This is a genomic window from Streptomyces coryli (assembly GCF_011044975.1).
GTDB lineage: Bacteria > Actinomycetota > Actinomycetes > Streptomycetales > Streptomycetaceae > Streptomyces > Streptomyces coryli.
Window position 1 is genome coordinate 1 of sequence record NZ_JAAKZV010000269.1, and the last position, 9,971, is coordinate 9,971.

Consider the following 9,971-nt stretch of genomic DNA (forward strand, 5'->3'; position numbering starts at 1 on the left):
GTGCCGAGGAGGGCGGCGGAGACTAGGTCTTGCCAGGGGGCGGTCGTGGTCATTGCGGCCTCCTCGGGTTGCGGGGGCGTTGGGGTGCGCGCCTTCGGCGCGGGTTTCCTGCGGCTGCGCCGCGGAAGTCCTCAAGCGCCGGACGGGCTTTGTTCGTGCGTGGGCCGGGGACGGAGTTCCGCGACACCGCCGAAAAAGCCCGCTTCGCTAAGACTTTTTCGGCGGCGTCGCTCCACTCCGTCCCCTCCTTCGGGGGGTGGGCTGCGGGTGTGGTGCTCATAGCGGGGCCGCCTCCGTCCGATACCACGTGGTGAGGGGGCGGAAGCCCTCGTGGCCGAGTTCGCCGAAGAGGGTGACGGGGCGGCCGCCGGAGATCGAGAGCAGGCGCCATAGGTCGGTGTCGTGGCCGTTGACCGGGAGGGCCTTCTCGCCTTGGTGGTCGGCTACTTGCCAGTCGTCGCCTGGGATGGGGATGACGTCGGTCAGGACGGTCGGGGTCGAGTCCAGCCAGGGGTCGGCGGTGAGCGCCGTCGCGTATGCCGCTATGGCTGTGTCGATGTGCTCGCCCGGTGGTTCGGTGCCGCGGATCGGCGCGTCGTGGCGGGTGCCGAGTGTGGCGCGGAGGGGGTGGGCGCCCGGGTAGTACGCCAGGTCGGCGTCGAGGGAGAGGCCGGTGGGGAGGGCCAGTTCGGGGGCGCGGCCGGCGGCGCCGTAAGAGAGGAGTAGGGCCATGCGGCCCGACTCCGTGCCGCGCAGCCAGATGCGGCGGGTGGTCAGGCGGGGGTCCTGTTGGTCGGTCTGGGACAGGATCAGCCAGGTGTCGCGGATGGTGCCGGATTCCAGGAGCTGGGCCGCGTCGGTGGTGAGGCCTACTCGGGTGCGGACCGTGGCCGCCAGTGGGGGTGGCAGGTGGTCGAGGGTGAGGAAGGCGCGGCTCAGCAGGTGGAGGAGGGAGCACTCCTCCAGCAGGCGGGCGGGGCGGTCGGGGACCGAGGTGGGGAGGGCGGCCAACTCCCGTACGCGCGCGGCCAGGCCGGGGGCCTGGGCGTCGATCATGCGGGCCGCCGTCTCTTCCCAGGTGGTGGCGGACGGGGCGTCGGCCAGGCCGTCGCGGAGCAGGTCGGCCAGGCGCTGCTCCAGCTCGGCGGCGCCGGCGGCGATGCGCTGGAGGCGGAGGTCGGCGCGGCGGCGGGCGGCTGCCGGGTCGGTCGCCGCGGGGGTGGGCGCGGCCGCCTTGCGTTCGGCGCGGTCGCGGCGGGCGTCCAGCCACTCGGCCGCCCAGGGCGGGGTCGGCGCCTCGGCGGGCAGGCCGGCTTCGGCCCAGAGCAGCAGCAGGCCCAGCGCGTGCTTGCAGGGGAACTTGCGGCTGGGGCAACTGCACTTGTACGCCGGGCCGTGCAGGTCGACGACGACCTGATACGGCTTGCTGCCGCTGCCTTTGCACTGGCCCCAGACATGACCGGCCGCGGCGCCGGACTCCGACCACGGCGCCGGCGCGGAGAGCTTGCTGCCCGCGCGCTGCGAGGCGGTGTCCGGCGCCAGGGCCAGGACCTGGTCGGCCGTCCAGCGCTCCGGTGACTGATTCATGCGTACGACGTTACGGTGCGCCACTGACAACTGCCCTGACCTGCAAGGATTCTGACGGCGGGTCGATTGTCAGTGGGGTGGGGCATGGTTGATTCCGCGTCAGCAGACGAGGAGGGGCGATGACGACTCAGATCGATGCGGAGGCCGCGCTGCGGCCGCATGCGGAGCATGCCTTCGCGGACGAGCTGGCCGCGCTGGCGGCGGCCGATGACCGGCCGCGGCCGGAGCGGTGGCGGCTGTCCCCGTGGGCGATTGCCATGTATCTGCTGGGCGGCGTGCTCGATGACGGCACCGTCATCTCGCCGAAGTATGTGGGCCCGCGCCGGATAGTCGAGGTCGCGGTCTCCACGCTGGCCACGGACCGGGCGCTGCTGCTGCTCGGGGTGCCGGGGACGGCCAAGACGTGGGTGTCGGAGCATCTGGCGGCGGCGGTGAGTGGGGATTCCACGCTGCTGGTGCAGGGTACGGCGGGCACGCCGGAGGAGGCGATCCGGTACGGGTGGAATTACGCGGAGCTGCTCGCGCACGGGCCCAGCCGCGACGCGCTCGTGCCCAGCCCGGTGATGCGCTCGATGGCGGAGGGCATGACGGCGCGGGTCGAGGAGCTCACCCGGATACCGGCCGATGTGCAGGACACCCTCATCACGATCCTGTCGGAGAAGACCCTGCCGATCCCGGAGTTGGGGGCGGAGGTGCAGGCGGTCCGGGGCTTCAATCTCATCGCGACCGCCAATGACCGCGATCGTGGTGTGAACGATCTGTCCAGCGCCCTGCGCCGCCGCTTCAACACCGTGGTGCTGCCGCTGCCCGCCACCGCGGAGGCGGAGGTCGAGATCGTCTCGCGCCGGGTGGACCAGATCGGCCGCTCGCTGCAGCTGCCCGAGCTGCCGGACGGCGTGGATGAGATCCGCCGGGTGGTTCAGGTCTTCCGCGAGTTGCGGGACGGGGTCACGCACGACGGCCGTACGAAGCTCAAGTCCCCGTCCGGCACGCTGTCCACGGCGGAGGCCATATCGGTGGTCACCGGCGGTCTCGCGCTGGCGGCGCACTTCGGGGACGGCGTGCTGCGGGCGGGGGACGTGGCGGCGGGCATCCTCGGCTCGGTGGTGCGCGACCCGGCGGCGGACAAGGTCGTCTGGCAGGAGTATCTGGAGACGGTGGTCCGCGAGCGGGACGGCTGGAAGGACTTCTACCGGGCCTGCCGGGAGGTGAGCGAGTGACTGCTGGGGTGGTGGCTGAGGGCTCGGCGCGACGGCGCGCCGGTCAACGAGCCCTGGCCGCCGCCGAGTACGCCGCGTCGGCGGGCGGTGGGGCCGGCGTGCCCGCGGTCGACCTCGCGCGGGCGGCCGAGGTGCGGCTGCGCGCGGGCGGCGGGCCCGGGCCCGGGGATCCGCTGCTGCTCGGGGTGCGGCATCACGGTCCTGGTTCGGCGCGGGCGGTGCGGCGGGCGTTGGACGCGTACCGGCCGAGCGTCGTGCTGATCGAGGGGCCGCCGGAGGCGGACGCGATCGTCGGGCTCGCGGGGGAGGAGGGCATGCGCCCGCCGGTGGCGCTGCTTGCGCACGTCGTCGGTGATCCGGCGCGGGCGGCGTTCTGGCCGTTGGCCGGCTTCTCGCCGGAGTGGGTGGCGATTCGGTGGGCGCTCGAGCATGGGGTGCCGTTGCGCTTCATCGATCTGCCCGCGGCGCATTCGCTGGCGCTGGGGCAGGAGGAGGAAGGGGCGAGTGGGCCAGGGCCGTTGCCGGGGGTGCCGGATGCGGACGCCGACGCGCCGTCCCAGGGCCAGGCTTCGGGACCCGAGCCCGGGGGCGAGGCCGTCCGTATCGACCCGCTCGCTGTGCTCGCCGAGACCGCCGGATACGACGATCCGGAGCGCTGGTGGGAGGACGCCGTCGAGCATCGCGGCAGCGGGAGCGGTGGCAGTGATCAAGGGGCCGATGCCATCGCGGCGTTCGCCGCCCTCGGCGAGGCCATGGGCGTGCTGCGCGAGGCGTACGGCGACGGGGGATACGACCGCGATCCCGTCCGGGAGGCGCACATGCGCCTGCGGCTGCGGGAGGCGCAGCGGGCGCACGGGGAGCGGGCCGCGGTGGTGTGCGGTGCCTGGCACGTACCGGCGCTGCGGGCCGCGACCACCGTCGCCGCCGACCGGGCGCTGCTGAAGGGGCTGCCCAAGGTCAAGGCCGAGTTGGCCTGGGTGCCTTGGACGCATCACCGGCTGGCGCGGCGGAGTGGTTACGGGGCGGGGATCGATTCGCCGGGGTGGTATGCGCATCTCTTCGACGCCCCGGACCGGCCGTTGGAGCGCTGGCTGACCAAGGTCGCCCGGCTGCTCCGCGACGAGGGGATAGGCGTGTCCTCGGCGCATGTCATCGAGGCCGTGCGGCTCGCGGAGGCCCTCGCGGCGATGCGCGGGCGGCCGCTGGCCGGTCTCGCGGAGACGCTCGACGCCGTGCGGGCGGTGATGTGCGAGGGCTCCGGCGTACCGCTCGCTCTTGTCGAGGACCGGCTCGTCGTCGGGGACGTGCTCGGCGAGGTGCCCGAGTCCGCCCCGGCCGTACCGCTGCAGCGGGATCTGGAGCGGCAGCGGCGTTCGCTGCGGCTGAAGCCGGAGGCGCTGGAGCGGGAGTTGCAGCTCGACCTGCGCAAGGACACCGACGCCGGGCGCAGCAGGCTGCTGCACCGGCTGCGGCTGCTCGACATCCCGTGGGGCGAGCCGGCCGTATCGCGGGGCGCGACCGGCACCTTCCGGGAGACCTGGCGGCTGCGCTGGGAGCCGGAGCTGGCGGTACGGGTCGCCGAGGCGGCCGTATGGGGCACCACGGTCCGCGGCGCCGCGGCGGCGAAGACGGAGTCCGAGGCGGCGAGCACGACCGCGCTGGCCGGCCTCACCGCGCTGGCTGAGCGCTGCCTACTGGCCGGCCTCGACGAGGCGCTGCCGGTCGTGATGCGCGCGCTGGCCGACCGCGCCGCCCTGGACAGTGACGTCGGGCACCTCGCCCAGGCGCTGCCCGCGCTCGCCCGCGCGGTCCGCTATGGCGACGTCCGCGGCACGGAGGGTGCGGCGTTGGCGGAGGTCGCGGTGGGGCTGGCGGAGCGGATCTTCGTCGGGCTGCCGGGGGCGTGCGCGGGTCTTGACGCGGACGGCGCGACGGAGCTGCGCGGGCATGTGGACGCGGTGCACCGGGCTGTGGGACTGCTCGCCCCGGCCGCGGAGGCGGTGGACGGCGGCGCCTCGGTCAGTGCCACGTCGGACGGCACCACGTCGGACGGCACCACCTCGGACGGCACCACCTCGGACGGCACCACCTCTGACGGCGGTGCCTCGGACAGCGGTGCCTCGGACAGCGCCACGTCGGACGGCGGCTCCTCGGACAGCGCGAACGCGGCTGCTGCCGCGGACCATGCGGTGGGGCCCGCGAAGGACGGAGGGCCGGGGCTCAACGGCGATTCCCTCCGGAGCCGTTGGGCGGGCACCCTCTCCCGCCTCGTGCACCGCGACGACCTCCCCGGGCTCATCCGCGGCCGGGCCGCCCGGCTGTTGCTCGACGACGGGGTGCTCGGCGAGGACGAGGCCGGGCGCGTCATGGGGCTCGCGCTTTCGCCTGCCGTCCCACCGGGCGAGGCCGCCTCCTGGGTCGAGGGCTTTCTCGGCGGCGAGGCGGGCGGCGGCACCCTCCTCGTCCACGACGAGCGGCTGCTCGCGCTCGTCGACGGCTGGCTCGCGGCCATTCCCGAAGCGGGCTTCACCGACGTACTGCCGCTGCTGCGGCGCACGTTCAGCGCGTACGAGCCCGGGGCGCGGCGCGCCATCGGCGAGCTGGTCGCCCGCGGCGGCCCCGCGGGCGGGCGGCCCGAGCACGCCACCGAGGCCCTGCCCGGCTTCGGCCCCGACGTGGACGAGGGCCGCGCGGCGGCCGTGCTGCCGACGCTGGAGCTGCTGCTCGGGCGTGACAGGGAGGAGCGGCGCGACTTGGAGAACCGGCGTGACCAGCGGGACCAGCGCGACCGCGAGGACGAGCGCGGCCAGGTGACTCCCCGCGGCCCGGCGGCTCCGCGAGACCGGGTGACTCCAGGAGACCAGCCGGCTCCGCCACACCAGGAGGACCAGCCATGACCACCACCCCCACCAACGACCGCCTCCGCCGCTGGCGCCTGGTCCTCGGCGGTGACCAGGGCGCCGACGGCACCGGCCACGCCCTGTCCGGCCAGGACGCCGCCATGGACCAGACCCTCAGCGCGCTCTACCAGAGCCCCGCGCCGGGCGCCCCCGGCAAGCCCCGCGGCGCGGGCCTCGGTGGCTCCTCCCCGCAGGTCGCCCGTTGGCTCGGCGACATCCGCACCTACTTCCCCTCCTCCGTCGTCCAGGTCATGCAGCGCGACGCCATCGACCGCCTCGGCCTCGCCTCGCTTCTCCTGGAGCCGGAGATGCTGCAGGCCGTCGAGCCCGATGTGCACCTCGTCGGCACCCTGCTCTCCCTCAGCCAGGCGCTCCCCGACGAGAGCCGCGAGACGGCCCGCGCCGTCGTCCGCAAGGTCACCGACGACCTCGAGAAGCGGCTGGCGCAGCGGACCCGGGCCACGCTCACCGGGGCGCTCGACCGTTCGGCGCGCATCCAGCGCCCCCGCCACCGCGACATCGACTGGGACCGTACGATCCGGGCCAATCTCAAGAACTATCTACCCGAGCACCGCACGGTGGTCCCCGAGCGGCTGGTCGGCTACGGCCGGGCGGCCAGGTCCGTAAAGAAGGAGGTCGTGCTAGCCATCGACCAGTCCGGCTCGATGGCCGCCTCCGTCGTCTACGCCTCCGTCTTCGGCGCGGTGCTCGCCTCGATGCGCGCGATCGAGACCCGGCTCGTCGCCTTCGACACCGCCGTCGTCGACCTCACCGAGCAGCTCACCGACCCGGTCGACGTCCTCTTCGGCACCCAGCTCGGTGGCGGTACGGACATCAACCGCGCGCTCGCGTACTGCCAGACGCAGATCAGCCGCCCGGCCGAGACGGTTGTGGTGCTGATCAGCGACCTCTACGAGGGCGGGATACGCGACGAGATGCTGAAGCGGGTCGCGGCGATGAAGGCGGCGGGAGTGCAGTTCGTGGCGCTGCTCGCGCTGTCCGACGAGGGGGCGCCCGCGTATGACCGCGAGCACGCGGCGGCGCTTGCGGCGCTCGGGGCGCCGGCTTTTGCCTGCACGCCGGATCAGTTTCCCGAGGTGATGGCGGCGGCGATCGAGAAGCGGCCGATACCGGTGCCGGAGAGCGGGTGAGCTCTGTGACCGTAATCACCGCGTCAGTGTGATGCGCGATTTAGGCGTGTCATCGCGGCGGGGATAGTCTGCAAGACGGCCCTGCCATTAACCGCGACACGACTGAATTACAAGGGACGGACGCGCGTGGATCTGTTCGAGTACCAGGCGAGGGACCTCTTCGCCAAGCATGGCGTACCGGTGCTGGCCGGTGAAGTCATCGAGACGCCGGAAGAGGCGCGCGGCGCCACCGAGCGCGTTGGCGGCCGTTCGGTCGTCAAGGCCCAGGTCAAGACCGGTGGCCGCGGCAAGGCCGGTGGCGTGAAGCTCGCCGATGACCCGGCCGACGCCGTTGCCAAGGCCGAGGGCATCCTCGGCATGGACATCAAGGGCCACACGGTCCACAAGGTCATGATCGCCGAGATGGCACCGGGCATCGCGTCCGAGTACTACGTCTCCTTCCTCCTCGACCGCGCCAACCGGACCTTCCTGGCCATGGCGTCCGTCGAGGGCGGCGTCGAGATCGAAGAGGTCGCGGCGAACAACCCGGAGGCGCTCGCCAAGATCGCCGTCGACGCCAACGAGGGCGTGACCGAGGCCAAGGCACGCGAGATCGTCGAGGCGGCGAAGTTCCCGGCTGAGGTCGCCGACCAGGTGGTCGATGTCCTGCAGACGCTGTGGACCGTCTTCATCAAGGAGGACGCCCTCCTCGTCGAGGTGAACCCGCTGGTCAAGACCGAGGACGGCAAGATCCTCGCGCTCGACGGCAAGGTCTCCCTCGACGAGAACGCCGACTTCCGCCAGCCGGACCACGAGGCGCTGGAGGACAAGGCCGCGGCCAACCCCCTCGAGGCCGCGGCGAAGGCCAAGAACCTCAACTACGTCAAGCTCGAGGGCGAGGTCGGCATCATCGGCAACGGCGCCGGGCTCGTCATGTCGACCCTCGACGTCGTCGCGTACGCCGGTGAGAAGCACTCCGGCGTCAAGCCGGCGAACTTCCTCGACATCGGCGGCGGCGCGTCCGCCGAGGTGATGGCCAACGGCCTCGAGATCATCCTCGGCGACCCGGACGTCAAGTCCGTCTTCGTCAACGTCTTCGGCGGCATCACCGCCTGCGACGAGGTCGCCAACGGCATCGTCCAGGCCCTCGAGCTGCTGCAGTCCCGGGGCGAGGACGTCTCCAAGCCGCTGGTCGTGCGCCTCGACGGCAACAACGCGGAGCTGGGTCGCAAGATCCTGTCCGACGCGAACCACCCGCTCGTGCAGCGCGTGGACACCATGGACGGCGCGGCCGACAAGGCCGCCGAGCTCGCGGCCGCGAAGTAAGGAACCGGGCAGAAGCAATGGCTATCTTCCTCACCAAGGACAGCAAGGTCATCGTCCAGGGGATGACCGGTGCCACCGGCATGAAGCACACCAAGCTCATGCTGGGTGACGGCACCAACATCGTCGGCGGCGTGAACCCCCGTAAGGCGGGCACGAAGGTCGACTTCGACGGCACCGAGGTCCCCGTCTTCGGCTCCGTCAAGGAGGCCATGGAGCAGACCGGCGCCGACGTGTCCGTGCTCTTCGTCCCGCCGGCCTTCGCCAAGGCCGCCGTGGTCGAGGCCATCGACGCCGAGATCCCGCTCGCCGTGGTGATCACCGAGGGCATCGCCGTGCACGACAGCGCCGCGTTCTACGCGTACGCCGTCTCGCAGGGCAACAAGACCCGCATCATCGGCCCGAACTGCCCCGGCCTGATCACGCCGGGCCAGTCCAACGCCGGCATCATCCCGGGCGACATCACCAAGCCGGGCCGCATCGGCCTGGTGTCGAAGTCGGGCACGCTGACGTACCAGATGATGTACGAGCTGCGCGACATCGGCTTCTCGTCCGCCGTCGGCATCGGTGGCGACCCGGTCATCGGCACCACCCACATCGACGCTCTGGAGGCCTTCCAGAACGACGCCGACACCGACCTGATCGTCATGATCGGCGAGATCGGCGGCGACGCGGAGGAGCGGGCGGCCGACTACATCAAGGCCAACGTCACCAAGCCGGTCGTCGGCTACGTCGCGGGCTTCACCGCCCCCGAGGGCAAGACGATGGGCCACGCCGGCGCCATCGTGTCGGGTTCGTCCGGCACGGCGCAGGCGAAGAAGGAGGCCCTCGAGGCCGCGGGCGTGAAGGTCGGCAAGACGCCGTCCGAGACGGCGCGGCTGGCCCGGGAGCTGCTCGGCGGCTGACGCCGCTGACACCGCATAGCGGTAGTGCTTGAACGGGCCCGCCCCGGAGGGAGTTTCCTCCGGGGCGGGCCCGTTTTCGTTTACGTCCCTCAGCGGGCCTGCGGACGCTCCGCCTCCGGCGTCGCCTCGCGGGACTTCGGCGACTCGTCGTCGAGGGTCCAGTTGGTGACGACGGCGGGCGAGACGCTGTCGATCGAGTAGTCCTCCGCCGTCACCGACGTGATGACGACGCCCAGCGCGATCGCCGCGGCCAGCCCGGCGGTGCGCTTCGTCCACAGTTCCGTACGCCGCTCACTGCGGTGCCGCACGGCGCCGAGCGGCATCGTGCGTACGGGCTGCGCGGCGGCGAAGTGCCGCAGCCGCTCGTGCACGTACTTCCCCTGCTCGACGTGATCCATCTCGGCGAGGCGGGGGAGGACGGCGGCGAGCGCCTCGCGGGCGTGGGTGAGCCGCCCGGCGGTGGCCGGCGTCGACGCCTCGACCTCGGCGGCGGTCTCGGGCAGGTCGAGCCCGACGCCGTCGTAGAGCAGGATCGCGCGCCGGTAGGAGGGCGGCAGCGCGATGACCGCCTCCCACAACTCGCGGTCCTCGGCGTCGCCGAAGGGCTCTTGGCCGTCGGGGCGGTGATGCCCGCGCGGCGATACGCGGCGCCAGGGCGAGAGCGCGTGATCGTACGCGTGGGCCCGCAGCCACCCCTGCGGGTCGCGGTCGCGGGCGACCTCGGGCCAGTGCTCCCATGCGGTGTGGAAGGCGTGCTCGACGGCGTTGCGGGCGGCGGAGTGGTTGCCGGTGAGGAGATAGAGCTGGCGGAGGAGCCCGGGCGCGGCCCGCTGATAGAGCCGGTCGAAGGCTTCGGCGGCGGCTTTGGCGGTGGCTTGGCGGGCGGCTTCTTCCTCGGGGGAGAGG

7 protein-coding genes are annotated in these 9,971 nt (G+C 72.8%); 5 read left to right on the top strand and 2 right to left on the bottom strand.

The features are described from left to right. Positions 1-276: 276 nt before the first annotated feature. A complete protein-coding gene (locus G5C51_RS35625; RefSeq protein ID WP_165243918.1) occupies positions 277-1,587 on the bottom strand; it encodes an SWIM zinc finger family protein in 1,311 nt (436 codons plus the stop codon). 119 nt (positions 1,588-1,706) lie between these two features. Between G5C51_RS35625 and G5C51_RS35630 the strand changes: the two genes are divergently transcribed. The 5 genes from G5C51_RS35630 (at position 1,707) to sucD (ending at position 9,065) form a co-directional block, all read left to right on the top strand. Further along, positions 1,707-2,807: an ATP-binding protein gene (locus G5C51_RS35630; RefSeq protein WP_165243920.1), complete on the top strand. Its 1,101-nt coding sequence runs from the start codon at positions 1,707-1,709 to the stop codon at positions 2,805-2,807. A 131-nt stretch (positions 2,808-2,938) separates the two neighbouring features. Next, positions 2,939-5,704, top strand: a complete 2,766-nt coding sequence (locus G5C51_RS35635) for a DUF5682 family protein (protein ID WP_338118421.1) — start codon at positions 2,939-2,941, stop codon at positions 5,702-5,704. Beyond that, the gene (locus G5C51_RS35640; protein ID WP_165243922.1) at positions 5,701-6,858 is read left to right on the top strand and encodes a VWA domain-containing protein; all 1,158 of its coding nucleotides are present in this window, start codon (positions 5,701-5,703) and stop codon (positions 6,856-6,858) included. The genes G5C51_RS35635 and G5C51_RS35640 overlap by 4 nt, the downstream gene beginning before the upstream one ends. A gap of 126 nt (positions 6,859-6,984) precedes the next feature. After that, complete coding sequence (gene sucC, locus G5C51_RS35645) at positions 6,985-8,163, top strand: ADP-forming succinate--CoA ligase subunit beta (protein WP_165243924.1); 1,179 nt, start codon at positions 6,985-6,987, stop codon at positions 8,161-8,163. A gap of 17 nt (positions 8,164-8,180) precedes the next feature. Then, positions 8,181-9,065: a succinate--CoA ligase subunit alpha gene (sucD, locus tag G5C51_RS35650; protein WP_165243925.1), complete on the top strand. Its 885-nt coding sequence runs from the start codon at positions 8,181-8,183 to the stop codon at positions 9,063-9,065. Between the two features lie 89 nt (positions 9,066-9,154). On the opposite strand, the gene G5C51_RS35655 is transcribed toward sucD, so the two are convergent. Next, on the bottom strand, positions 9,155-9,971 hold an 817-nt coding region (locus G5C51_RS35655; protein ID WP_165243927.1), incomplete at its 5' end, for an RNA polymerase sigma factor.

What these genes read in the sequence shown, in the direction of transcription:
- G5C51_RS35625 (WP_165243918.1), bottom strand. Translation starts at nt 1,587, where the DNA reads ATGAATCAGTCACCGGAGCGCTGGACGGCCGACCAGGTCCTGGCCCTG.
- G5C51_RS35630 (WP_165243920.1), top strand. Translation starts at nt 1,707, where the DNA reads ATGACGACTCAGATCGATGCGGAGGCCGCGCTGCGGCCGCATGCGGAG.
- G5C51_RS35640 (WP_165243922.1), top strand. Translation starts at nt 5,701, where the DNA reads ATGACCACCACCCCCACCAACGACCGCCTCCGCCGCTGGCGCCTGGTC.
- sucD (WP_165243925.1), top strand. Translation starts at nt 8,181, where the DNA reads ATGGCTATCTTCCTCACCAAGGACAGCAAGGTCATCGTCCAGGGGATG.